Annotated in this window: 22 protein-coding genes; 8 read left to right on the forward strand and 14 right to left on the reverse strand. The window is 41.9% G+C overall.

Going from position 1 to position 24318, the window contains the following annotated elements; all coding sequences use genetic code 11:
- Positions 1-10 precede the first annotated feature (10 nt).
- Positions 11-1144 (forward strand): CsgG/HfaB family protein, encoded by a 1134-nt coding sequence (locus PSH48_RS13885; protein WP_273611762.1) that lies wholly within the window; start codon positions 11-13, stop codon positions 1142-1144.
- 47 nt (positions 1145-1191) lie between these two features.
- Here the strand turns inward: PSH48_RS13885 and PSH48_RS13890 are convergent, their stop codons facing one another.
- Together PSH48_RS13890 and deoC are read right to left on the reverse strand one after the other, a co-directional pair.
- Positions 1192-2040: an SPFH domain-containing protein gene (locus PSH48_RS13890; protein WP_273611763.1), complete on the reverse strand. Its 849-nt coding sequence runs from the start codon at positions 2038-2040 to the stop codon at positions 1192-1194.
- Between the two features lie 13 nt (positions 2041-2053).
- On the reverse strand, positions 2054-2797 hold the full coding sequence (gene deoC / locus PSH48_RS13895) for a deoxyribose-phosphate aldolase (RefSeq protein WP_273611764.1): 744 nt from the start codon (positions 2795-2797) through the stop codon (positions 2054-2056).
- A gap of 280 nt (positions 2798-3077) precedes the next feature.
- Here deoC and cysG point away from each other — a divergent pair, with 280 nt between their 5' ends.
- From cysG to cysQ, 6 genes are read left to right on the forward strand one after another with little or no spacing between them, the layout of a single operon-like run.
- Positions 3078-4505: a siroheme synthase CysG gene (cysG, locus tag PSH48_RS13900; protein ID WP_024032043.1), complete on the forward strand. Its 1428-nt coding sequence runs from the start codon at positions 3078-3080 to the stop codon at positions 4503-4505.
- A 48-nt stretch (positions 4506-4553) separates the two neighbouring features.
- Positions 4554-5453 (forward strand): sulfate adenylyltransferase subunit CysD, encoded by a 900-nt coding sequence (cysD, locus tag PSH48_RS13905; protein ID WP_004588199.1) that lies wholly within the window; start codon positions 4554-4556, stop codon positions 5451-5453.
- Positions 5453-6877, forward strand: coding sequence for a sulfate adenylyltransferase subunit CysN (gene cysN, locus PSH48_RS13910; RefSeq protein ID WP_024032042.1), 1425 nt, complete (start codon positions 5453-5455; stop codon positions 6875-6877). The genes cysD and cysN overlap by 1 nt, the downstream gene beginning before the upstream one ends.
- Before the next feature lie 31 nt (positions 6878-6908).
- Positions 6909-8633 (forward strand): SLC13 family permease, encoded by a 1725-nt coding sequence (locus tag PSH48_RS13915; protein WP_004588197.1) that lies wholly within the window; start codon positions 6909-6911, stop codon positions 8631-8633.
- A gap of 31 nt (positions 8634-8664) precedes the next feature.
- Complete coding sequence (cysC, locus tag PSH48_RS13920; RefSeq protein ID WP_055255187.1) at positions 8665-9261, forward strand: adenylyl-sulfate kinase; 597 nt, start codon at positions 8665-8667, stop codon at positions 9259-9261.
- A gap of 5 nt (positions 9262-9266) precedes the next feature.
- On the forward strand, positions 9267-10037 hold the full coding sequence (gene cysQ, locus PSH48_RS13925; protein ID WP_024032039.1) for a 3'(2'),5'-bisphosphate nucleotidase CysQ: 771 nt from the start codon (positions 9267-9269) through the stop codon (positions 10035-10037).
- Positions 10038-10269: 232 nt separating this feature from the next.
- On the opposite strand, the gene PSH48_RS13930 is transcribed toward cysQ, so the two are convergent.
- From PSH48_RS13930 to PSH48_RS13940, 3 genes are all read right to left on the reverse strand, one after another.
- On the reverse strand, positions 10270-10551 hold the full coding sequence (locus PSH48_RS13930) for a hypothetical protein (RefSeq protein WP_024032038.1): 282 nt from the start codon (positions 10549-10551) through the stop codon (positions 10270-10272).
- 118 nt (positions 10552-10669) lie between these two features.
- Entirely contained in the window at positions 10670-11032 is a 363-nt protein-coding gene (locus tag PSH48_RS13935) for a hypothetical protein (protein WP_024032037.1), read from the reverse strand.
- A gap of 291 nt (positions 11033-11323) precedes the next feature.
- The gene (locus PSH48_RS13940) at positions 11324-12121 is read right to left on the reverse strand and encodes an alpha/beta fold hydrolase (protein ID WP_337946968.1); all 798 of its coding nucleotides are present in this window, start codon (positions 12119-12121) and stop codon (positions 11324-11326) included.
- A gap of 428 nt (positions 12122-12549) precedes the next feature.
- Here PSH48_RS13940 and PSH48_RS13945 point away from each other — a divergent pair, with 428 nt between their 5' ends.
- A complete protein-coding gene (locus PSH48_RS13945) occupies positions 12550-13821 on the forward strand; it encodes an aromatic amino acid transport family protein (RefSeq protein WP_248443278.1) in 1272 nt (423 codons plus the stop codon).
- A gap of 82 nt (positions 13822-13903) precedes the next feature.
- Here the strand turns inward: PSH48_RS13945 and speD are convergent, their stop codons facing one another.
- The 9 genes from speD to PSH48_RS13990 all read right to left on the reverse strand — a co-directional run bounded on the left by speD (position 13904) and on the right by PSH48_RS13990 (position 24283).
- Positions 13904-14716, reverse strand: a complete 813-nt coding sequence (gene speD, locus PSH48_RS13950) for an adenosylmethionine decarboxylase (RefSeq protein ID WP_004588193.1) — start codon at positions 14714-14716, stop codon at positions 13904-13906.
- Positions 14717-14804: 88 nt separating this feature from the next.
- Positions 14805-15218 carry an OsmC family protein gene (locus tag PSH48_RS13955; protein WP_273611766.1) on the reverse strand — a complete coding sequence of 138 codons (414 nt, stop codon included), beginning with the start codon at positions 15216-15218 and terminating at the stop codon, positions 14805-14807.
- Between the two features lie 149 nt (positions 15219-15367).
- Positions 15368-15715 (reverse strand): DUF3802 family protein, encoded by a 348-nt coding sequence (locus PSH48_RS13960; RefSeq protein ID WP_004588191.1) that lies wholly within the window; start codon positions 15713-15715, stop codon positions 15368-15370.
- 140 nt (positions 15716-15855) lie between these two features.
- Positions 15856-17325 (reverse strand): succinylglutamate-semialdehyde dehydrogenase, encoded by a 1470-nt coding sequence (gene astD / locus PSH48_RS13965; RefSeq protein ID WP_029774138.1) that lies wholly within the window; start codon positions 17323-17325, stop codon positions 15856-15858.
- A gap of 16 nt (positions 17326-17341) precedes the next feature.
- Positions 17342-18358, reverse strand: coding sequence for an arginine N-succinyltransferase (gene astA / locus PSH48_RS13970; RefSeq protein WP_004588189.1), 1017 nt, complete (start codon positions 18356-18358; stop codon positions 17342-17344).
- Between the two features lie 84 nt (positions 18359-18442).
- Entirely contained in the window at positions 18443-19648 is a 1206-nt protein-coding gene (locus PSH48_RS13975) for an aspartate aminotransferase family protein (RefSeq protein WP_004588188.1), read from the reverse strand.
- Between the two features lie 444 nt (positions 19649-20092).
- Positions 20093-21253 carry an HDOD domain-containing protein gene (locus PSH48_RS13980; RefSeq protein ID WP_248443279.1) on the reverse strand — a complete coding sequence of 387 codons (1161 nt, stop codon included), beginning with the start codon at positions 21251-21253 and terminating at the stop codon, positions 20093-20095.
- Between the two features lie 46 nt (positions 21254-21299).
- The gene (locus PSH48_RS13985; protein ID WP_004588186.1) at positions 21300-21881 is read right to left on the reverse strand and encodes an anthranilate synthase component II; all 582 of its coding nucleotides are present in this window, start codon (positions 21879-21881) and stop codon (positions 21300-21302) included.
- Positions 21882-22009: 128 nt separating this feature from the next.
- On the reverse strand, positions 22010-24283 hold the full coding sequence (locus tag PSH48_RS13990; protein ID WP_273611767.1) for a putative bifunctional diguanylate cyclase/phosphodiesterase: 2274 nt from the start codon (positions 24281-24283) through the stop codon (positions 22010-22012).
- Positions 24284-24318 lie beyond the last annotated feature (35 nt).

Below are 24318 nucleotides of genomic sequence, written 5' to 3' on the forward strand. Positions count from 1 at the left end.
GGACAGTCATATGTTAAAAACACCTAAAAAGTTACTAATCACAACCCTTTTAACAACTGCACTTTGTGCATGTCAAAGCACGTCAACTAATGTTACATCAGGACAAAATTCACCAGATATAAATGCAGCTTCACAAGAACAATACAATGGTCCCAAAGCACGTATAGCAGTAGCTCGCTTTACCGATAAATCGAACGATTCGAGGTGGTGGAGAAAAGAAATCGGCGAAGGAATGGCTGATCAGCTTACAACGGCGCTTGTTACGACCAATCGTTTTATCGTATTAGAACGCCAAGCATTAGATGCCGTATTGTCTGAGCAAGATTTAGCAACCTCAGGTAGAGTTAGCGCTGCAACGGGTGCTGCATATGGTGAAATTGAAGGTGCTGAAATTGTTGTTGTTGCAGCCGTAACAGAATTTGACGACGGCAGCTCTGGTGGCAGCGTAAGTTCAGGCGGCTTTATTGGGGATGTATTTAGCTCTGTATCTGCAGGATTTTCAGGCACTCATATGGCGATAGATTTACGCCTTATAGATACTCGCACATCGCGTATTTTAGCAGCCACGAGTGTAGAGGGTGGTAGTACCGATTTCGATTTTACAGGCGCCGCAACAAACTTTGGTGGTTCATTGGTAGGTGGTAATATAAGTGGCTGGTCTGACACACCTAAAGAAAAAGCACTTCGTGAGGTTATTATCAAAGCAGTTGAGTTTCTAGAAACAAAAATTCCTGATACTTACTACCGTTACAATAGCAATAACACATTAGCATCGGGGTATGCTGCGCCACCGCCACTAAAAGTAAGTAGAGTAAAAGCAGCGAGCAAACCCGTTGATGATATAGAAGTACCAAATCATAGAATGCCTCACTATGAAAAGCTTGATCTAGCCATGTCACGTTTAAATTTAATATGCTTAGGTTATTTAAGAAACCAACCTGACTATGAAGAGTTTGAAACGCAAGACGTAGAATACGACCGCAAAACAGTCATCGCACTTCGAGAATACCAACAGGAAAATAAACTCGATGTAACAGGGCTTGCTGATGCAGCCACTAAGAAGTCTTTAGATGACTCCGAGTGTATTGCTAAAAGCAATAAATCTGGTCTTGATAGCTTAGGTAGTATGTTTAAAGCATTTTAATAACAGTAACTTGGGTAGCTATAGTTTAGCTGCCCAAGTTCCTAGGCTTAATTAGCCCCTTTTACTAACGGCACACCGTTATTTCCAACCGGAATATAAACCGTTGTATGGTTTGGCGACTCAGCCATTTTTACCTGCGCGTTTATAGCTTCATGTTGTAAATAATTTGCAGTAAGCGTTGCGTTAATTATTTTTTGAGCTTGGGCAATACCTTTTGCTTCTTCCACTCTTATTTCAGCATCTTTGCGTGCTATTTCTTTTTGTGTTTCTTTCTCTGCTAGTAACTGCTGCGCGGCAAGCTTTTTCTCTACAGCATTTGCGACAATGGCTGGGTAATTAATATCTCCCACTACTACATTTGCTAATTTAAAGGGCGTTGATGATAAATAAGTTTGTAAACGCAAACTAACTTCTTGCGCTATTTGTTCGCGGTTTGTTTTCAGCTCACCACTGTCGTACTTTTGCACAATGTCACGCACATAGGTTCTAAACGTTTCACGCACAAAGCGTTTATACCAGTTCTCAGCGCCATACTCTTCTACAACTGTTTTTACCGAGCCACTTTGAATCCCTATTACTGCATGAAAATCAAATTTTATATTTAAATCATCATTAGCAAGAATTCTGAATGTTTCAGTATACGTATTAGGTCGCATATCAATATTTACCACTTCATTACGAAGTAAAGAAACACCATAGTTAGCAGGTCCTTTCATGGTGCCTTGGTAGCCCCCTTCGCCAAATATTCTTGGTTTTTCGTACACATACCCTTCTTCACCTGCAGGCGTGCTTGGGTTAGTACATGCAGTTAAGCCAAACCCTACAACACCGGCCAAAATGGCACCTTTAGCAAGGTTATTGACCAGGTTTTGCATCCCTGAATTTCTTGGTTTCATTATATGTCCTTGGTTATTTTTCTAATACTTTATATACATCACTTAGTAAGCTTGATGCGCCAAACCTAAATGTAGCGGCTTGTAAGTAGTCATCGCCCATAATTGAGCGTGTCAGTGCTAAATATTCCTTTGCATCAGTAACGGTTTTAACTCCGCCTGCGGCTTTAAAACCAACAACCTTACCCGATTGTTTAATAGTGCTGAGCATCACGTTTGTTGCGTCAATCGTTGCATTTACAGCCACTTTACCTGTGCTGGTTTTTACAAAATCAGCCCCGCCTTGAATAGCTAAGTTTGTCGCTTTAGTGATTAGCTCTGCAGTTTTAAGTTCGCCACTTTCTATAATTACTTTTAATTGCGCTTTTGTACCACAGGCTTTTTTACTTTGAGTTACATACTCCAGCACTTTGCTGTGCTCGCCAGCAATAAGTGCTTTATACGGGATCACTAAATCTATTTCATCCGCGCCGCGCTCAATTGCTATCAGTGTTTCGTTTATCACATCGCTCAGTGGCGCATCACCACTAGGAAAATTTGTAACCGTTGCTACTTTTACATGGTTAAGCTCACGCGCAGCCAATGCTATTTTTGCATCATCTACAAAATCACTGTAAACGCATACTGCAGCAGGTGTGCCCAATTTAGGGTTAATACTATTTACAAGCTGCTGAATATCACTGGCCGTGTCTGAGGTGTTTAGGCTTGTTAAATCCATAAGCGACACAGCTAAGTGTGCATCGTTGAGTTGTTCAGTCATACGTAATCCCTTTAAGTAGGCGATAAATTAGGTTTAGCGTCATAGTAACAAATTAACGTAATCTCGCTATAGCTCATAACCAAACACTATAAGCACATTATTTTGCGTGTAATGCGCGTTAATCCCCTATAGATTAAGGCTTAAACCTAAAACAACCACCAATTATAACTTTTGGTTATATAAACTTGGTTTTAATTATTTTTTACTTACTAGTGCGCGCTATATTCTGCCCCCTGCTCAATAGCGTTTTATTTTGATTTTACTTAGAGGTGTTAACCACGTGCAGTATTTACCTATCTTTACCAAACTCGACAATAAACCAGTGCTGGTTGTTGGCGGTGGAGAGGTCGCATTACGCAAATGTCGCGCGTTTTTAAAAGCCCGCGCAAATGTAACCTTAGTGGCACCTTGGTTTTGTGATGAACTAAAAGAACATGCACAAAACAATGAAGTAACGCTTATTGATGCCTATTTTGATGAGTCGCACCTTGATGGCAAAATGCTGGTTATAGCAGCCACAGACTTAGACGAAGTAAACAACAATGTATTTGAGCTAGCTAACGCACGCAATGTATTTGTAAATGTGGTTGATGACCAGCCTAAATGTACGTTTATATTCCCATCAATTGTAGACCGTGACCCAATAACCATTGCTATTTCAAGTGCAGGCACCGCGCCAGTACTTGCTCGGCGACTACGTGAAAAGCTCGAAACGTTAATCCCACAACACATTGGCCCACTGGCTACTTTAGTTGGCAGTTTTAGAGACAAAGTAAAACAGCGCTTTAAGCACTTTGCTGATCGCCGCCAGTTTTGGGAAGGCGTGTTTGATTCATCAGTCGTAAGCAAAGTGCAAACAGGTAATACCGATGCAGCACAAGCACAACTAGAGCAAATGCTTGATGCCAAAGCCGAGCCAGAAGGCGAAGTATATGTAGTAGGTGCAGGCCCAGGCGATCCTGAGCTTTTAACACTTAAAGCATTGCAGTTAATGCAGCAAGCCGATGTCGTTGTATACGACTATTTAGTGTCTGATGAAATTATGGAATTAGTACGCCGTGATGCCGATTTAGTTTGCGTAGGTAAGCGTATGGGCGATCACAGTGTAGCGCAAGAAGATACCAACCAAATGCTGGTTGATTTTGCCAAGCAAGGCAAAAAAGTATGTCGCATTAAAGGCGGCGACCCATTTATTTACGGCCGTGGTGGTGAAGAAGTACAAGTACTAGCTGCCAATAACGTTAATTATCAAATAGTACCGGGTATAACTGCCGCCGCTGGTTGTAGCGCGTATGCGGGTATTCCGCTTACTCACCGCGACCACGCACAAGCCATCCAGTTTGTAACAGGACATTGTAAAAAAGATGGCCAAGAGCTCGATTGGCAATCGCTTGCTAAAGCGCATCAAACTTTAGCTATTTATATGGGCGTTATTAAATCGCCACATATACAGGCTCAGCTTTTAAAACATGGCCGTAGCGCTAATACGCCAGTTGCCATAATCGAAAACGGCACGCGCAAAAACCAGCGTGTTGTTACTGGGCAATTAGGTGAGCTTGCAGATTTAATAGAGCGCAACAGTGTTGTATCGCCAGCATTACTTATTATTGGCGAAGTAGCCGCCCTGCACTCGCAGCTTGCGTGGTTTGGCCAAAACGAGCAAACCAGTAGCTTTGCTCAGCCGCTAACCGGCGTATCAAATACATAATTATATTTTACTTAATCACTTTTAATCATTTTAGTAGGACGACTAACAATGGCTTTAACTCACCTTCAGCAACTTGAAGCTGAAAGTATCAAAATCATGCGCGAAGTCGCCGCTGAGTTTGAGAACCCAGTAATGCTTTACTCAATTGGTAAAGATTCGTCGGTACTTTTGCACTTAGCGCGTAAAGCATTTTACCCTGCAAAAATTCCGTTTCCGTTATTACACGTAGACACCAACTGGAAGTTTCGTGAAATGATTGAGTTTCGCGATCGCCTTGCAAAAGAATACGGTTTTGACCTGCTGGTACACAAAAACCCAGAAGGCATGGCAATGGGTATTAGCCCGTTTGAGCATGGCTCGGGTAAACATACCGACATAATGAAAACCCAAGGCTTAAAGCAAGCGCTAGATAAATACGGCTTTGATGCTGCATTTGGTGGCGCACGCCGCGATGAAGAAAAGTCTCGCGCTAAAGAGCGTGTTTACTCGTTCCGCGATAAACACCACCGCTGGGACCCTAAAAACCAACGCCCAGAGCTTTGGAATACTTACAACAGCCAAGTTAACCCAGGTGAGAGCATTCGTGTATTCCCACTGTCTAACTGGACTGAACTTGATATTTGGCAATACATTTACCAAGAAAACATTGAAATGGTTCCGCTTTATTTAGCGAAAGAGCGCCCAGTAGTAGAGCGCGACGGGACCTTAATTATGGTTGACGATGAGCGCATGCCACTTGCTGAGGGCGAAGTACCACAAATGAAGTCGGTACGTTTTCGTACTTTAGGCTGTTACCCACTTACCGGTGCAGTTGAATCTACAGCCAGTAACCTAACAGAAATTATTGAAGAAATGCTGCTATCTACGTCATCTGAACGTGAAGGCCGTGTAATAGATCACGACTCAGCAGGCTCAATGGAGAAGAAAAAACGTGAGGGGTATTTCTAATGTCTACCAATACTAACGACACCATTAACGAAGTAAAAGAGATTGGCATAGACGCCTACCTAGCACGCCAACAAGATAAAAGCTTATTGCGTATGCTTACCTGTGGCAGCGTAGATGACGGTAAATCAACACTGATTGGCCGCCTACTGCACGACAGCCACCAAATTTATGAAGATCAGCTAGCTGCTCTTCATAAAGATAACGAAAAAGTAGGTAACGCAGGCGAAGAGCTAGACTTAGCGCTACTAGTAGATGGCCTACAAGCTGAGCGCGAGCAAGGCATTACTATTGATGTAGCGTACCGTTATTTTTCAACGGCTAAGCGTAAATTTATTATTGCCGACACCCCAGGGCATGAGCAATACACACGCAACATGGTAACAGGCGCATCAACAAGCGATGTAGCCATTATTTTGGTTGATGCTCGCTACGGTGTGCAAGTACAAACTAAGCGACATAGCTTTATTTGTGACTCGCTAGGTATTAAACAGTTTGTGGTAGCGATTAATAAAATGGATATCGTTGATTTTGACGAAACCGTTTATGAAAAAATCAAAGCCGACTACCTTAAATTTGCTGAGCAACTTAACGTATCAAACATTAAGTTTGTGCCTATGTCGGCGCTTAAAGGCGATAACGTAGTAACACGCTCTGCACATACGCCGTATTACACCGACAAGCCATTGCTTGAGCTTTTAGAAGACTCACCAGCGGCCGAAACCGATACCGGCTTTGAAGCTCGCTTACCTGTGCAATATGTAGTGCGCCCTAACTTAAACTTCCGTGGTTTTCAGGGCACATTGGCATCAGGTAAATTACAAGTTGGCGATGCAATAAAAGTATTACCGTCGGGTAAAACATCAAGCATTAAAGAAATTGTGACCTTTAATGGCAACCTAGATCACGCAGAGGCCGGCCAAGCAATTACCGTTACCCTAAATAGCGAAATTGATATTAGCCGCGGCGATGTCATTGTGCCGCAAAGCTCAAGTGCAACGGTTACTAACCTTATACAAGCTAAACTTGTGTGGATGCACGAAGAACCGCTGGTACTAGGTAAAAGCTACAACATTAAACTAGGTAGCAAAAATACATCAGCGGTGGTTAAAAAGATTGACCACACTATTGATGTAAACACCCTAGAGCACGGCACAGCCGATTCACTTCAGCTAAACGAAATTGCCATTGTCACGCTTGAACTAAGCGAAACAATATTAGCTGACGAGTATCACAACAACCACGAAACTGGCTCATTTATCCTTATCGACCGTTTATCTAACTTAACGGTTGCCGCAGGTATGATTGAGCAAGTACTAAAAAGCGAAAAACAAAACAGCGATTTCAGCGACTTTGAAATTGAGTTTAATAGCTTAGTACGCAAGCACTTCCCACATTGGCAAGCGCTTGATATTTCAAAACTGTAAGTATAAAAATGTCTGTTAGGAATATAAAAGCATGGTAGAGCAGCTCGTTTTAACAGGCATTATGCTTACTTTAGTTGGGTGCCTTTTTGGCACCCGCATTAATCCAGCATGGTTATTTGTAAGCGCTATTGGTACGGGTTATTTAACAGGCCTGATTGACCTTGAAAGCATGTTAGTAAACTACGCAAACCCGTCGCTCATTACCCTAGTATTATTAGTGCTGGTTTCAATCGCTATTGAAAAAACCACACTCATACAACAGCTTTCCCAATCGTTATCTAAAGGGAGCTTAGTAAAGTCGGTAACAAAGCTTGGTTTATCAACCGCGTTTTTATCGTCATTTACTAACAATACCGCGGTTGTGGCATCGCTTATCACCGCCATAAAAGACAACCCAAATCATTCACCCTCGAAGCTACTATTACCGCTGTCGTACACCGCTATATTAGGCGGCACCATTACACTTATTGGTACATCAACCAATTTAATAGTGAACGGCTTTGCCGTAGATGCTGGTATGGCGCCACTGGGCTTTTTTGATTTTACCTTAGTGGGCATTGGCGCATTAAGTGTGGGCCTCATTACTATTTTAGTGATGCTCAAATACCTGCCCGACAACGGCAAAAACACACAAGAGGTTATTCCCTTTTACTTAGAGGGAAAAGTGCAGGCAGGCTCTAAACTTATTGGCCGCACCGTAGAAGAAAACGGCCTACGCGATTTAAAAGATTTATTCCTCGCCGAAATTATTCGTGGCGATGAGCGTATATACGCAGTAACACCTCAGCAAATTATTAGACAAAACGATGTACTACTGTTTGTTGGCGATATTAAATCGGTGCCCTTATTAAGACGCTTTGACGGATTAAAAGTGGTGCACGACAACCACGAAAAAGACATAGAACACTTAGTTGAAGTGGTTGTAAGCCAATCATCAAAGTTTATTGGCAAAACCGTAAAAGAGGCCCGTTTTAGAGAGCAGTTTCATGCCGCTGTTATTGCCATTCGCCGAGGGCACGACCGCTTACAAGGCGGCCTTGGGCAAGTGCAATTGCAAGCCGGCGATTCTTTAATACTCGCCCCAGGTAAAAACTTTTACTCTTTACCTAATTTAAACCGCGAATTTGTGTATATATCGGGGTTTGACTTACAAACACACCTAAAACCTAAACAATCTAATATTGTATTGGCAGGCTTTGCCGCCGTGTTAGGGTTAAGCATTGTAGGTATAGTCCCTTTAGTAAAAGGCCTGCTGGTGTTACTCATTGGCTTATTGCTTAGCGGTACAGTTAAACTGAGCGAAGTAAAACGTCGCTTCCCCATTGAGCTACTCGCCGTTGTAGGCAGTGCCATAGGGCTTGCTAAATTAATGATAGAAACCGGGCTTGCCGGGCAAATATCAGATGCCCTATTTATGGTACTAGGTGATTTTGGCCCTTATGGCGCGTTTATCGCCATATTTTTAATGACCGTATTATTCACCGAGCTTATTACTAATAATGCCGCAGCAGCGCTTTCATTTCCTGTGGCTTACTCGCTAGCAGTGGGTTTTAATGTAGACCCTCTACCCTTTATTATGGCGGTAGCGTTTGGTGCATCAGCCAGTTTTATATCGCCGTTTGGGTATCAAACAAACCTTATGGTTTACAGCGCGGGTAACTACCGCTTAAAAGATTACATAACAATGGGCTTGCCCCTTTCTATTATTTATTCAATCACGGTATTAACCTTGATCCCGCTCGTATTTCCTTTTTAATACGGGCGCTTACAGTACAAGAGACACCACTATGGATGAAAATATTGTTTGGCATAACTACGCAACCACAAAAGCACAGCGTAGTGAGCAAAAAAAGCATAAACCGGCCATTTTATGGTTTACCGGTTTTTCTGGCTCTGGCAAAAGCACCGTAGCCAACGCACTAGAAGCTGCGCTTAATCAGCAAGGTGCGCACACTTACCTGCTTGATGGCGACAACGTGCGTCACGGCTTATGTAAAGACCTTGGCTTTAGCGACGAAGACCGCATCGAAAACATACGCCGCGTTGGCGAAACCGCTAAACTAATGACCGATGCCGGCCTATTAGTGCTTACCGCGTTTATCTCGCCATTTAGAGCAGAGCGCGACATGGTGCGCAACCTAGTAGATGACGGCGAGTTTATTGAAGTATTTATCGATACCCCGCTTGATGTATGCGAAAGCCGCGACCCTAAAGGCTTATACAAAAAAGCCCGCGCAGGTGAGATTAAACACTTTACCGGTATCGACTCAAGCTACGAAGTACCCAACAACCCAGAAATAATTTTAGATACCAGTAAAAACACCCTAGACCAATCGGTTACACAACTGATAACGTATCTAAAACAAAAGCATATTATAGGTTAACCCCAATGAACCAAACCGAGCTACTAGAAGAAACCCTCATCCTTGCCCGCAAAGCAGGCCAAGCCATAATGGGGATTTACGAAAAGGACTTTAACGTTGAATACAAAGCCGATGAAAGCCCAGTAACCGACGCCGACTTAGCAGCTCATAAAGTCATTGTGACAGGGCTAAAACAGCTCACGCCCGACACACCTATACTTAGCGAAGAAAGCGCTGATATAAGCTGGGACATTCGTCAAACATGGAAAAGCTACTGGTTAGTAGATCCAATCGACGGCACTAAAGAGTTTATTAAAAAGAACGGCGAATTTACCGTAAATATAGCCCTAATCGAAAACGGCAAACCCGTGCTTGCTGTCGTTGATGCGCCCGCACTTGGCGTATCGTACTTAGCCAGTAACGACATTGGCGCGTTTAAAGACAAAGGCGATGAGCGCATTGAGCTTAAAGTAACCACCAAACCTAATAAAGGGTTAATCCGCGTGGTTGGCAGTCGCTCGCACCCATCACCTGATTTAGCCGAGTTTGTAAAACGCTTTGACGACGTTGAAATGGTCTCAAAAGGCAGCTCACTAAAACTGTGTTTAGTAGCAGAAGGCAGTGCTGATATTTACCCGCGCTTAGGCCCAACCTGTGAGTGGGATACGGGAGCTGGCCATGCTATTGCTGAAATAGCCGGTGCAAAAGTAACCAAGCTCGATGGCAGCCCACTTATTTATAACACCAAAGATGAGTATTTGAATCCGTATTTTGTAGTGAGTGCGGTGGAAGAATAAAAGCTTTGAGCTGTTAGCCACGAGCAGCTCAATGTAAACCTAAACACCGTAGGTTGGGTTGAGTGGAACGAAACCCAACAAGTACCCGTTAACCATCCTCGCTATTTCGCACTAAAAAACTTGTCTACCAATTGATAAAGCGTACTGAAACACAGCAACGTTATAAACATACCAAGTGATAATATAACCTTTTCTTTTAGGGGTTGTTCAGGCTTTTGGGCTAATATGCTTTTTAAGAAATAAAGAAAGTAAAATAGGTGCACGCACCAATACCTATAATCAGCATAAAGAGCCGCTTTATTAAATTACCTTCAGTAGGAGAAATTTCCTCACCGGTATATGGTGCATAAATACTTCTATTTAATATAAATGCATAGATATATCTATAACAAAAGAAAAATACAAACACACAAAACAACAACTTTTCTACTGACTCAAAACCTATGAAAAAAGCAGCTCCTAACATAAACCATACTATGCCGAGCAATATAACAATGGCTTTCTTTTTATCCATACTGACTGCCTTTATTTTTTCTTTAAGTTCTTTATTTATAAACTTTAATAGTCGTTTTAGTTAACATATTTGGACGTGTTGAAGCCTGTGAAAATCTAAGTAAGGTTTTTAACCTTTATTAAATTGCGTTGTTAGCGATGGAATTTATAGTCGGTAACCCTAACTTTTTGGCTATTGCTGCAAATTGAGCTTTTGTGTATGGCCCATAAACAAACTCCTTGTGTTCAGCAAACTTGTTATCTTTGATTTTATCAATATAGTAAAAAGCACAAGTTTTATGCGGACAAGCATAAACCGAAATATATTGCTCGTTAGATTTAATATTTATTGGTTCATCCAGTCGCCCAATATATGCGCCCTGACCAAGGCTGTAACCTAACCTTTTGGTACCGTCAATGTAATACACTTTATAAGGTTGCTCCTTCCAAATTGGAGAACACCCACTAAGAAGTAATGTTATTAAAACTAAAAATGTTCTCACACACTTCCCTGCATTCTAGTAACTTGCTCAAATTACACCCTTATAGTTAACATGAGCGTGTTCTTATTTTGTGAACATCTATTAGTAACAAACTGTGTAAGTGATTGCCAATTATAAAATTATATTAATCGAGGTATTTTACTATGTGTAAAAGAGTGTGGCATGAAGCAATACAGTGTTTTTAGCTTAAGGATAAAGACAAAAGAATGACCGTTTCCAATCAACAAGTGATGGCTATTATACGTTTTTAACACTTGCCATTGATTAAACGCTTTTTAAGAGCTACGACCATTAACGGTTTTGCTGAGCGATAAACGCAAGCGAGTGCTGGTTGAATAAGTCAGGGCGCTCTACGTTACAAACATGGCCGCAATGGTGAATAGTTTGCAGTACGCTATTTTTATGGCGTTTAACCATTTCTTTAACAGGCCCAAGGAACATATGATCTTCCTTCCCCATAATATAGAGAATGGGGATATCGATATCTTTTTCTTTGAAGTACTGCATTAAAGGGTTTACGTCCATGGCTAGTTTAAACCACTTTATAAACTCTTTTTGGCATAAGCGCTTTGCTTCACGAACAAACAAAAGTCGAGATTCTTTATGGCGCTTTTTCGGCATCATAATAAAAGCAAATAAGCGATACAGCCACATGTAAGGCAATAAGTGTTTAAAAGTATTACCTAAATAAACCAAGGTATTGCTGCGAGTATTAAACCGAGTAACCGCTCCACCTAACACCATGCTAGAAACATATTGCGGCGCAATTTCAGCAATATTTCGAATAAGAATGGTGCCCAATGAAATACCAACAAAGTGTGCACTGGGAATGTTGTTATGATCTAGCACATCGATAATGTCTTTAGAGACCTTATTAAATGAGTAATTATTATCAACAAAGTTTTGCACTAAGTTATTCGATTTACCGTGACCGCGAAGATCGAGCAACAACACATTATATTCTTTTTTATAAGCTTTAAGCTGTCGAAACCAAATTGCCGAGCTACCACCTGCGCCATGAACACATACAACCCATGTTTTACTGGTTTCGTGCGCAAAAGTAGTATGAAAAAGAATGTCTTTGCTCATTGCAGTTAGCGGCCTGTCTACTTCGTTTGGCATATTAAGTTGCAGGAAGTATAACGGAGTTTAGAATAAATCTCTTATGAAGTTCTAAGCAATGGCTTCTACTTAACAGATTTTGTAAACAAACTTTGATTTTTAGTTGAAACTAATAAAAATGGCCTCCCCTATTTTCACGTTATTACAACCGCCTATCTTGGCTTTACCGCTCGAATGACGCTATGGCGTGTTGGGTTTCGCTTCGCTCTACCCAACCTACAACTGTGCTGGTTAAGGTATTTGTTTATTTTTACAGCGCTGTTTCGTATTCATGACACTTTTGGTGCAACGGCGTCTAATTAATTAGTCTACAACCCCCCTCAAAACATGAAAATTTTAGCTAAAAACTATATTCTTGCGCGCGATTATTATTTAAATAATGGATGAGTACACACATGACACCATCACAAGATGCAGCGCTTTCAAATGCATCAACAACAGGTGAACACACACCTACTTCTAAATGGAACCTGCACGATACGCAGTGGACGTTAAGCCTTTTTGGTACCGCCGTTGGCGCGGGCATTTTATTTTTACCTATCAACATTGGTATAGGTGGTTTTTGGCCGCTTATTATTATGGCGTGTTTAGCCTTTCCAATGACCTTTTTAGCACACCGTGGCTTAGCCCGCTTTGTGTTGTCGTCTAAAAATAAAGATTCAGATTTTACTGATGTTGTTGAAGAGCACTTTGGTGTAACGGCGGGTAGATTAATCTCTTTATTATACTTTTTATCTATATTCCCCATTTTGCTTATTTACGGCGTAGGCTTAACCAATACCGTTGACAGCTTTATGGTTAACCAAATGGGCCTTGAGTCACCTTCTCGCGTGTTACTTTCGGGTGTATTGGTTGCCGGTATGATTAGCCTAATGATGGGCGGCGAGCGCTTAATGCTGCGCGCCTTTGCTATTTTGGTGTATCCGCTTGTAGGTATTTTATTTTGCTTATCGCTCTATTTAATCCCTAGCTGGCAAATGCCTGATATGAGCCTACCTGAGGCGGGCAGCTTTACTAAAACACTGTGGTTATCTATTCCTATTATTGTGTTTTCGTTTAGCCATGCGGCGGCTATTTCAAGCTTTGTGAACGTGCAGCGTGGGCATTATGGCAATCAGGCCACTAATAAGGCTGAGGCTATTTTAAAGCGCACTAGCTTACTACTTATTGTATTTGTACTGCTGTTTGTATTTTCGTGCGTGCTTTCGCTTACTAGCGAGCAAATGGCTGCTGCTAAAGCGGCTAACGTATCGATTTTATCTTACCTTGCTAATATCACCAGCAACTCGTATATCGCGACCCTTGGGCCGCTGGTTGCCTTTATTGCGATTACGTCATCGTTTTTAGGGCACTTTTTAGGTGCACGCGAAAGCTTTACCGGTTTGGTGACTAAGCAAACAAGCTTAAGTGCAAAAGTAGCCGACAAAATTGGCGTACTCATTATGTTTTTTGCTATTTGGTTTTGTGCGGTTAAAAACCCAAGCATTTTAGACATGATGGATCAGCTCTCTGGCCCTATCATTGCGATGATTTTATTTATTATGCCAATGATTGCCGTATACAAAGTGCCTGCGCTGAGTAAATACCGCAACCGTTTAAGCACATTGTTTGTACTTGCTGTGGGCTCACTGGCCGTATGTGCGCTTATTTACAGCATGCTTAATTAAGCGAATTGCTATAAATCCCCCCATAAAAAATGGCGCTCACTGAGCGCCATTTTTAATACAATTAAATTGCTTTTAAACTAATTTATTCTGCGTCTGGTAGGTTACGACCGTAGAATATTTCCTGCATTTCGCGGGTTAGTTTAGAGCGAATTTCTTCTTCTTCCTCATCCGACAGCTCATCAGTAGATAGGCCGAACAGGTAAGTGTTTAAGTCGGTTTCTTTTAACATCATTTTGGTGTGGAACAGGTTTTCTTGATACACGTTCACGTCCATCATTTGGTACGCTTCTTTGGTATCTTCTGTCATGAAGTTTTGAATCGAGTTAATTGCATGGTCAATGTAGTGTTTAACGCCGTTTACGTCGCGGGTAAAACCACGTACGCGGTAGTCAATGGTTACTACGTCTGACTCAAGGCTATGAATTAAGAAGTTTAACGCTTTAAGTGGCGAAATAATGCCACAGGTAGATACTTCAATATCAGCACGGAATGTACAAATACCATCATCAGGGTGTGCTTCTGGGTAGGTATGTACACAAATGTGGCTCTTATCTAGGTGCGCAACAACAGAATCTGGTAATGGGCCTGGCGCTTCATCAGCATCGTAATTTTGCTGCTCTTCTACCGGCTCTTCCGAAACCAAAATAGTCACACTTGCGCCTTGTGGTTCATAATCTTGGCGCGCCACATTTAAAATGTTAGCACCAATAATATCAACAACATCACCTAGTATGTCGGTTAGTCTATCTGCACTGTACTGCTCGTCGATATATTCAATATATTCTTTACGTTGTTGCTCGGTCTTTGCGTAGCAAATGTCGTAAATACTAAAGCTTAAACTTTTGGTTAAATTATTAAAGCCATGAAGTTTAAGTTTATCGAAGGGTTTGTTCATGATAAACCAACCTATAAATTAGTGAAATCTGCACCTGCAGAATGAAAAGTTCGCGGATTTTATACGAATTTTCCTCACGGAAAAAGCGTTATTTTACCTGTTCTTGCACAACTTCGTGGCTATGGGTAATTTCTACTGTTTTATCAAGCATTAAAGCAACAGAACAATACTTTTCAGCAGAGAGCGAAACCGCACGCGCAAGGTGTTTTTCCGAGACATTATTGCCTGTAACAACAAAGTGTAAATTAATTTTAGTAAATACACGAGGCGCTGTTTCGGCGCGCTCTGAGCTTAGTTGTACTTGCACATCAGAAAAATTTTGTTTGGCTTTTTTTAAAATACTTACAACATCTACCGACGAGCAACAACCTACCGACATAAGTACCATTTCCATTGGACTTGGTGCAGCGCTGTCGCTACCGGCATCAAAAACTACATTGTGATTAGAATTAGAACGGCCAATAAAGGTGTCGCCTTCAACCCATTTTACATTTGCTTGCATGTGTTTATCTCTAAAAAAATTTTGTTGATTGTATAACAATCTGCAACGATACGTGAGCGCTGAGATTAAATTTAGTGGTGTTATTAATAAGGCGAGAAGTAATAGGAGCGCAGTTATTAGGTAATACTGCGCTGTGTTAACGGGTAACGTTAAGAGGTTTGTGTTACCGCGTTATCAAATAAGTTTTTAATAAGCCCAGCAAACTCATCTATAAATGCGTGTTGTTCAACCGTAACGGGTTGTGAGGTTATGCTGCTTAGTACTTCTTGTAAGTCGTAAACAATACCGTCTACCTCGCGCACTATTTGGCTGCGTTGTTCGGTATTAAGATTGGTATGTTGTTCACAAATTAGCATAACGTTATGCGCTATTACGTCTTCTATGAGTTCCATAACGGTAGGGGCACCGGGTTTGATTTCGCCTGGCTTCTCAAATAACGCTAAATTTTGAGTTAGATACATGATCAAGTCATCGTACCCTTGCCTGTCTAAAACCATTGTGATTTTCACCTTTGAATAACTAATTGCATAGATTTAAGCAGAAAGCGCCACTAATTACTAGCTTTGCGCGATACCAATACAAAAAAAGCAGCCTAAGCTGCTTTTCTCATTCTTTATAACTACAAATAGAACAGTAATTAATCTATTTTTAAGCCTGGGCTTAGTGTTGCTGGCATCGTTACTTTTTCAAGTTCTACCGAAGCTACAGGGTATGCACAGTAGTCGGCTGCATAATATGCGCTTGCTCTGTGATTTCCTGATGCGCCAATACCACCAAATGGGGCTGCACTTGATGCGCCTGTAATTGGGCGGTTCCAGTTAACAATACCGGCACGAATACGACGTAAAAAGTGATTGTAGTCGGCTTCGCTATCGCTTAATAAACCTGCTGATAAACCAAAGCTGGTATCGTTTGCTTTATCAATTGCGTGGTCAAAGTCATCAAAGCGGAACACTTTTAATAATGGGCCAAAGTGCTCTTCATCTGGGAAGTCGCTAATTGCTGAACACTCAATAATACCCGGTGTTACAAAACCAGTATTGGCTGTGTGCTCAAGCTCTACTAGTACTTCACCGCCAAGCTCAACCAGCTCGTTTTGTGCTTTTACCATGCCTGCTGCAGCCGCAGATGAGATCATAGAGCCCATAAATGGCTGATCTTCATCATCGTAGTTGCCTACTTTAATGGCTTTAGTTGCAGTGATAAGGCGCGCTAAAATGTCATCGCCTTGTTGGCCTTTAGGTAAAAATACTTTACGTGCACAAGTACAACGTTGACCGCTTGAAATAAACGCCGATTGAATAATATCGTGTACCGCGGCTTTAGTATCTGCCACATCTTTAATAATCAGTGGGTTATTGCCACCCATTTCAAGCGCTAAAATTTTACCCGGTTGACCCGCAAACTGCTCATGTAAAATATGTCCAGTGCGCGAAGAACCCGTAAAGAATAAACCATCTATGCCTTTATGCGCAGCAAGGGCTTTACCTGTTTCTACTTCACCTTGAACAAGGTTAATTACACCGGCAGGTAAACCGGCTTTTTCCCATAGTTTAAGCGTAAGCTCTGCCACCATTGGCGTAAGCTCTGATGGCTTAAATACTACTGTGTTACCGGCTAAAAGCGCTGGCACAATGTGGCCATTAGGTAAGTGCCCAGGGAAGTTATATGGGCCAAATACGGCAACTACACCATGTGGTTTATGACGGATCATCGCACGCCCTACCGGCATAGCGTTTTCAACGTCGCCAGTGCGCTCTAAAAATGCTTTTTCAGAAATGGCAATTTTACCTACCATAGCGCCCGCTTCTGTACGCGTTTCCCACAGTGGCTTACCGGTTTCTTGGGCAATCGCAACAGCAAGCTCTTCGCTGTGCTCTTTAAGTGTTGCTGCAAAGGTTTTAACTATCTCTAGGCGCTCGTTAAAGCTTTTATCTGCCCAGCTGTAAAATGCTTCGCGCGCCGAATTTACTGCGCTATCTACTTGCTCTGCAGTCGCTGAAGATGCCTGCCAAATAACGTCGTTATTTGCAGGGTTTACTGAATTAAATGCGTTGCCTTGGCCTTGTGACCACTGACCATTAATAAATTGTGCAGGATGAGTCATTATACTTTCTCCTTAATTAAACTGGGGTTGCGCTTACGGTGTCGCCCGATTGTAGCTGTAGGGCATCGGCTATTTGTTGCGATAAAATAAGGCTGCTTGCACGCTCATCAAAGCTAAGTGCTGCAACCGTTGCACGGTAATCTTCTAACTTGCCGTTAGCAAGCAGTACCATGGTATCGCCCGATGCTTCGCCTATTTCTACTTTAAAGTCTTTCGCATTACGAATAGTGGCAATGTTATCTACTTTTGCTTCTACTGTAGGGCCCGCATCAAAAATATCGACGTAACCGTTGAAGGTAAATCCTTCATTTTTTAATAGCTCAATAGCTGGGCGTGTGTTGTCGTGTACTTTACCAATCACCGCTTGAGCGTCTTTGCTCAGCAAGTTTACGTAAATTGGGTACTTTGGCATTAGTTCAGCAATAAACACTTTTTGGCCTATACCTGTTAGGTAATCGGCGGTAGGAAAGTCCATTGAGAAAAAGTGCTCTTCTAGCCACTGCCAAAACGGGCTGCTGCCGTTCTCGTCAGACACGCCGCGCATTTCTGCTATTACTGTTTGTGCAAAACGCTGCTCATGTTGTTTTATAAACATAAAGCGCGCTTTTGAAAGAAGTTTACCGTTACAGTTTTTACGATAGCCATCTTTCAAAAATAAGGTACATAGTTCTGTCGCGCCGGTGTAGTCGTTACATAGGGTTAAAATATCAACCGCTTTGTATACATCTAACGTGCGTGATGAGTGAATTACTTTACTTAAGTGGTAATGATAAAACGCATCATCAAGCCCTACTGCAGCTTCAATAGCTGAAGTACCGACTACTTCACCGGTTTCGGTATCTTCAAGAACAAACAGGTAGCCTTCGTCACCAGGTTGTGACGTTTGTTTAGCAAATGAACTTACAGAATGGTCAATTTTCTTTTGCAGTAACTCTTCGTTTAACGGCAAAGATGTAAAACCATGGCCCGATTCGTGGGCAATTTTTAATAACGCTGCGTAATCATTTTGCTGGATTGGGCGAAGGATCATCATGAGTCCGCTTGCTCCCTTATCAATAACGGTAAATAGAATATGCAGGGCAAGCAGGCTTGCCCTTAATAAGGTGGTTTAACGCGCTTAAGCGTTTACTACGCTTGCTACTGCTTTTTCAAAACGCGCCATACCTTCGCGAATATCCGCTTCGGTGATTACTAACGATGGCGTAAAGCGTACTACATCAGCACCCGCTACAAGCGACATAAGCCCTTGCTCGGTAGCTGCTACTAAAAACTCTTTAGCACGGCCTTTGTATTGCTCGTTAACCGCTGCACCAATTAATAAACCTTGGCCACGAATTTCGCTAAACACGTTGTATTTTTCGTTTACCGCGTTAAGAAGCTCGTTAAATAATGCTGCTTTTTCTTTTACGCCCGCCAGTACTTCAGGGGTATTTACAGTATCAAATGCGGCTTCAGCTACTGCACACGCCAGTGGGTTACCACCGTAAGTAGAACCATGAGTCCCTACTTTTAAGTGCTGTGCAATCTCAGTAGTCGTTAGCATAGCGCCAATAGGGAAACCGCCACCAAGTGCCTTAGCTGACGTTAAAATATCAGGCACTACGTTTAAACCTTGGTATGCGTATAGCTCACCAGTACGGCCAACACCTGTTTGTACTTCATCAAAAATAAGCAGTGCATTGTGTTTAGTACATAGCTCACGAACGCCTTGTGCAAATTCGTCAGTTGGCGAAATAATACCGCCCTCACCTTGCAGTGGCTCCATCATTACGGCACATGTTTTGTCGCTAATTAGCGCTTCAAATGCAGCTAAGTCATTGTAATCACAATGTACGATGTCGCCTGGCTTAGGACCAAAACCATCTGAGTATGCAGCTTGCCCGCCTACGGTTACGGTAAAGAACGTACGACCGTGAAAACCTTTGTTAAATGAGATAATTTGTGATTTTTCAGCACCAAATTTATCAAGTGCAAAACGACGAGCTAATTTAAGTGCTGCTTCGTTTGCTTCTGCGCCTGAGTTTGCAAAGTAAACTTTTTCAGCAAAGGTCGCATCGACCATTTTTTTAGCTAAACGCAGCGCAGGCTCGTTAGTCATTACGTTTGATAGGTGCCAAATTTTTTCGCCTTGCTCTTTTAATGCACCTACTAATGCAGGATGGCAATGGCCAAGACAGTTAACAGCAATACCACCGGCAAAGTCGATAAATTCTTTACCTTGTTGATCCCATACGCGAGAGCCTTCGCCTCGAACAGGAATAACGCTTGAAGGCGCGTAGTTAGGAACCATTACGTGATCAAATAATTCGCGATTGACTGTCATTTTTTTTCCTCTTAATTGTGAGCAACACAAAACATCAAAATAGGTGTTTGGTTATAAATGTAACCAAGATATTTACGCACTAAATAGCAAAAGGTTGAGCGTAAAACTGCCTTGTGGTTCAATTTTCAGGCGCTCATTATTTCAGATATTTGTGGTGCTGTCTCGTTAAAAACTTTCATGCAGGCCTTTAAAATAAAGGCCTTGGGATATTATTTCATAGATAGTGAATAACTATCTGCATAGAAAATAAATGCCATTTTTTAATACTTATGCGCCTGCGCAGTGAGTCGCGCCTTACATTAAGTGCTTAAAGCGAGGTGTGCTCGGGGAGATGTTAATGAATGAATAGTCGCAAAAAAATTAACAAAAAATTCAATAGTTAATGAAAATTTGCCGCCACCAGCGGCAAATTACCGATATAAGGACCGGCGAGTAAGCTGCTTTTTAGTCAATTTGAATAGCAAGGTTGGTAAAATTGCTTGTTTCGAGAGCTTTTAGCTCATTTTTAGTGAATTGGTGATACGAAAACCACGCCTGCATTTCATCTTGTTCAATAAGTTGGTGCTGTTTTAGGTTTAAATACTGCGAATAGCATCGCGCTTTTAGCATGACTTCACTCATAGGGAAAACATCACTACTTTGCTCAATGCCGTGAACAAGTTGCGCCATAACATGATTAAACGGCAAAAACTTAAAAGCCATTTTTCGAATAACTTTAGCACTTAACTCAAGCGACTTATTACTTAACAACGTGGTTAAAAATAAGGGATCTGGCTTTAGCTCCAACAATGCCGTGTGTAAATCTTTTTGCTGTGCTTCACGTGCTATTTGCACTTTGCGTTGCCATACCTGTTCAAAGGTTTTTAAGTACAAGCGTACTAAGGCAATACGCCCAACATCTATAAGCATGCCCAGTGTAAACGCATGTACAGGGTTTACATCGTTAAGCTCTGCAATTTTTTGCGCCGCAATTGCATTGGCCATGGCGGCATCGCGCAGGCGGCGCTTTAATAATGGAAATGGCTCTGTGCTGTGTGGCATCCAATGGCGCATAGCAAAAGTAGGAATTACCAATTGTAAGTTATCAAGGCCAATATAACGCAGTGCAAGTGCGGGGCTGTCTACTTTAACTGAGGTACTTTTGCTGCGCTGCTTTCGGTAGTAAGGCAGGTTTACCAATGACACTAATTCGCGGCCAAGCCAACTAGAATCATTTACCAAGGGCTCTAAACGCCCAACACTTGCCGACTTAGCCGCCAGTATATCTAGCATAGTAGCAACGTTATCTTCTATGCCTATGGTGTTTTGAATAACAGCATCCATATCTTCTAATTGCTTAAATATGGCTGTTTCTATTACTTTATGGAGTTGTTTGCTCGCTTGTGCTCGGTACTTATGATGCGCGGTGCTACTTTGCTGGCGTTTATGCTGTGCGGCAACTTCTACTTCTAATAAAGTGCGTTGCTTCATTGGTTCGCCATAATCAATTTCCAGCGTATGAATAAAGCCAATTTGTTGATGTGCAAAACTATGGCCAAGCAGCAAGTCGTGAGCACGCTGGTCAAGCATTGAGGCTATTCGCTTTTGCGACGCAAGTTCAGTCATAAAGTCCATTCAGTATAAGTATTACCATTCGGTGGTTACTGTAAGGTTAGAAGCGAGATAAAAAGTTAGCAAGCAATTCGAGCCCTTGAGTTGTTAAAATAGCCTCGGGATGAAATTGCACACCTTCAAGAGCAAGCTCTGTGTGAAGTAGCCCCATAATTTCGTCAAACTCACCTTGCTCGGTTTGGCTCCATGCGGTAATGGCTAATTCACTCGGTAAACTGTGTTTTTCTACCACCAGCGAGTGATAACGACACACAGTAAGCGGGTTTTCTAAACCGGTAAATACCCCCTTATTATTATGAACAATAGGTGAGGTTTTACCATGCATGACTTGCTTAGCACGTATAACCTTGCCCCCTAGCGCTTGCGCGATGGTTTGATGCCCTAAGCAAATACCCAAAATAGGGTAAATGCCTTTTAGCTGCTCAACGACATTGAGTGACACACCCGCTTCGTTTGGCGTACAAGGCCCCGGAGAAATAACAATATGCTTGGGGTTAAGTTGCTTAATTTGCGCAACAGATATTTCGTCATTACGCTTTACCAGCACCTCTTGGTTTAAGCGCTGAAAATATTGTACTAGGTTATAAGTAAACGAATCGTAGTTGTCGATCATCAACAGCATTACACAACGACCTTATTTAATAATGTAGTGCTCTTTGCTCACATGTGTGGCTTGTAAAATGAGCGATAGAAGCTTTTATAGGGCCATTCTATCACTAATAATTACCCAACATACATTAGCAAAACGCCTTAAAAACTTACGCCTTTAGCTAAAAATGCTTCAAATTCGTTTGCTGGTATTGGCCGGCTTAACAAGTACCCTTGAATTAGGTCGCAGTTATACTCTTTTAGTTTTTCAAGTTGGGCATACTCTTCTACGCCTTCGGCGATAATATCGAGCCCTAAGTTTTTAGCTAATTGGCAAATACTCAGTACTAAAGCCTGATCCCGTGTGTCAGTGGCCATATTGCGCACAAACGACTGATCTATTTTTAATTTATTAACCGGAAAACGCTGTAAGTAACCCAGCGACGAATAGCCCGTACCAAAGTCATCAATTGATAAGCTAATACCCAGTGCACTCAGCGCCTGCAGTACTGAAATACCAAACTCTTCATCGTCCATAATGGCGGTTTCGGTAATTTCTAGCTCAATTAAATGTGCGGGCACGTTAAAGTGCGCCAACCGCTGTTTTATGCTTTGCACAAAGTCTTGCTGTGTAAATTGCCTTGCCGATATATTAATAGCCAAGCGGATATTTAAGTTTTGCTGATGCCATTTTTTAGCTTGGGCAAAGGCACTATCAAGTATCCATTCGCCTAATGGCAATATAAACCCGCTGTGCTCGGCAATAGGAATAAACTGCGCCGGAGAGACATACTTCCCATCATCAAACCACCTAATTAAACATTCGCAGCTGTTTATGGTTTGCGATTTAAGATGCATTTTAGGCTGAAAATAAAGCTCAAACTGCTGCTTTTCAATCGCGGTATCAAGGCGCCGAGCAATATGCAGCTGCTGGGCGTGCTTAACTCCGCTTTCGGTATCAAAATGAGCGTAGGGAATATTACGTTTCACCGCCTCTTCTAAGGCAATATTGGCGTGCAGTAGAAGCGTTTTATAGTCATTACTGGTTGGGTAGCGTGTTACACCGCAGTTAAAGCTCATACGCATTTCGCCGTACGGTGTGCTAATAGCTTGGCTTAAACGGCTTTGTACACCTTTGAGTAAGTCATCTAGGGTTGTTGAGCAATCTTGCTCGGTATAAATAACCACAAAGTTAGCATCGGCAATGTGATAAAAGGTCAGTTTGTTTTTACTTTTTAACTGCTGAGAAAATTTATTAGCGCTGCGCGATAAGTGCATAGCAAAGGCATTTATACACTCGTTAGCGCCCGATAAACCATATTGCTCAAGTAATAGCTTAAAGTGGCTTACATCAATCAGCATTAAACTAAAAGGCTGCTCAAGCGAAATTAGCTCATTGGTGTATGTTTCTAAACTGGCTTGGTTAGGCAACTTTGAATACGGGTGGTGAAAGGCTAAATACTCTAATGAGCGCTCTGCCTCAAATTGCTCTGTTACATCGCGTATGTGTATATCAAAGGCATCTATTTCTTGCAGCCAATGTATTTGGTAAGTGAGGTAATGGTTATCTAGCTGTGTATAAAAACGCTCAACATGACTAGCCGACTGCTTAGTGTCTATTAGTTGCTGCTTTATATTAGGGCTTAGTAATGCAATGGGCGTGCTGTGTTTATCGCTTACATACGCTTTGTGCATAGCAATAGCGGCAGGGTTACAGTAGTTAAGCTCAAGGTTGGCGCTTAAACTCACAATTGGGTTAGGGTTGCGCGTTGGAAATAGCGCTAAACGTTCGTTACGGGCACTAAGCTTTATAAATTTAGATGCGTAACGCCCTGTATAAATGCTTACCAGCACTATGGCAAACGTAAACAAAAACACAATATTGACTGTGGTGTGCAGGTTGCTTTCGGTGTCTTTGTAGCCGCTATCAACCGCATTTGAAATAACCGTTTCTGCATTTGTTAAGTGCCCCATCACTTGGGCTTGCAGTTCGGTGAGTTGCTCTAGTTGTGCTCTGGCTAAATCCAAACTAGTGCTGCTGCTTGATAAGTTTTCGTGTAATTTAAGTGCTAAGTCTAAACCACTTTTAAACTCATCACTTAAGCTGCTTTCTAGCGCTAATGTGCTGTGGTTTTGATCTAGGTTTTTTATTAGCGCAAGTATACGTACATGGTTTTCTAAAAAGTCGATTAAATAAAGTTCACGCTTACTCGTTGCGTAATACTCATATAATAAGCGCTCTTGCTTTACTAGGTAGGTTTCGATTAATCGAATATCGCGCAGCGCCGGAATTTGTTGTTCCATTAAGGTCGATGAGGTGCGCTTAATGGTTTCTGCCTGATAATAAACCATCGCAGACAGTACACAGCCTACCAGCACAATACCGATATAAAACTGCTTAGCTTTACTGGCAAATTTATTAGTGAATATTTTCATATAAACGCTTGATCTGACCCTAAAATATTAACAAC

The sequence above is a fragment of the Pseudoalteromonas sp. Angola-4 genome (assembly GCF_028599265.1).
Lineage (GTDB): Bacteria > Pseudomonadota > Gammaproteobacteria > Enterobacterales > Alteromonadaceae > Pseudoalteromonas > Pseudoalteromonas atlantica.

Excerpts from the sequence above, each read along its gene's own strand:
- PSH48_RS13885 (WP_273611762.1), top strand. The coding sequence starts at position 11 with ATGTTAAAAACACCTAAAAAGTTACTAATCACAACCCTTTTAACAACT.
- PSH48_RS13890 (WP_273611763.1), bottom strand. The coding sequence starts at position 2,040 with ATGAAACCAAGAAATTCAGGGATGCAAAACCTGGTCAATAACCTTGCT.
- deoC (WP_273611764.1), bottom strand. The coding sequence starts at position 2,797 with ATGACTGAACAACTCAACGATGCACACTTAGCTGTGTCGCTTATGGAT.
- cysD (WP_004588199.1), top strand. The coding sequence starts at position 4,554 with ATGGCTTTAACTCACCTTCAGCAACTTGAAGCTGAAAGTATCAAAATC.
- cysN (WP_024032042.1), top strand. The coding sequence starts at position 5,453 with ATGTCTACCAATACTAACGACACCATTAACGAAGTAAAAGAGATTGGC.
- PSH48_RS13915 (WP_004588197.1), top strand. The coding sequence starts at position 6,909 with ATGGTAGAGCAGCTCGTTTTAACAGGCATTATGCTTACTTTAGTTGGG.
- cysC (WP_055255187.1), top strand. The coding sequence starts at position 8,665 with ATGGATGAAAATATTGTTTGGCATAACTACGCAACCACAAAAGCACAG.
- cysQ (WP_024032039.1), top strand. The coding sequence starts at position 9,267 with ATGAACCAAACCGAGCTACTAGAAGAAACCCTCATCCTTGCCCGCAAA.
- PSH48_RS13930 (WP_024032038.1), bottom strand. The coding sequence starts at position 10,551 with ATGGATAAAAAGAAAGCCATTGTTATATTGCTCGGCATAGTATGGTTT.
- PSH48_RS13940 (WP_337946968.1), bottom strand. The coding sequence starts at position 12,121 with ATGAGCAAAGACATTCTTTTTCATACTACTTTTGCGCACGAAACCAGT.
- PSH48_RS13945 (WP_248443278.1), top strand. The coding sequence starts at position 12,550 with ATGACACCATCACAAGATGCAGCGCTTTCAAATGCATCAACAACAGGT.
- speD (WP_004588193.1), bottom strand. The coding sequence starts at position 14,716 with ATGAACAAACCCTTCGATAAACTTAAACTTCATGGCTTTAATAATTTA.
- PSH48_RS13955 (WP_273611766.1), bottom strand. The coding sequence starts at position 15,218 with ATGCAAGCAAATGTAAAATGGGTTGAAGGCGACACCTTTATTGGCCGT.
- PSH48_RS13960 (WP_004588191.1), bottom strand. The coding sequence starts at position 15,715 with ATGGTTTTAGACAGGCAAGGGTACGATGACTTGATCATGTATCTAACT.
- astD (WP_029774138.1), bottom strand. The coding sequence starts at position 17,325 with ATGACTCATCCTGCACAATTTATTAATGGTCAGTGGTCACAAGGCCAA.
- astA (WP_004588189.1), bottom strand. The coding sequence starts at position 18,358 with ATGATGATCCTTCGCCCAATCCAGCAAAATGATTACGCAGCGTTATTA.
- PSH48_RS13975 (WP_004588188.1), bottom strand. The coding sequence starts at position 19,648 with ATGACAGTCAATCGCGAATTATTTGATCACGTAATGGTTCCTAACTAC.
- PSH48_RS13980 (WP_248443279.1), bottom strand. The coding sequence starts at position 21,253 with ATGACTGAACTTGCGTCGCAAAAGCGAATAGCCTCAATGCTTGACCAG.
- PSH48_RS13985 (WP_004588186.1), bottom strand. The coding sequence starts at position 21,881 with ATGCTGTTGATGATCGACAACTACGATTCGTTTACTTATAACCTAGTA.
- PSH48_RS13990 (WP_273611767.1), bottom strand. The coding sequence starts at position 24,283 with ATGAAAATATTCACTAATAAATTTGCCAGTAAAGCTAAGCAGTTTTAT.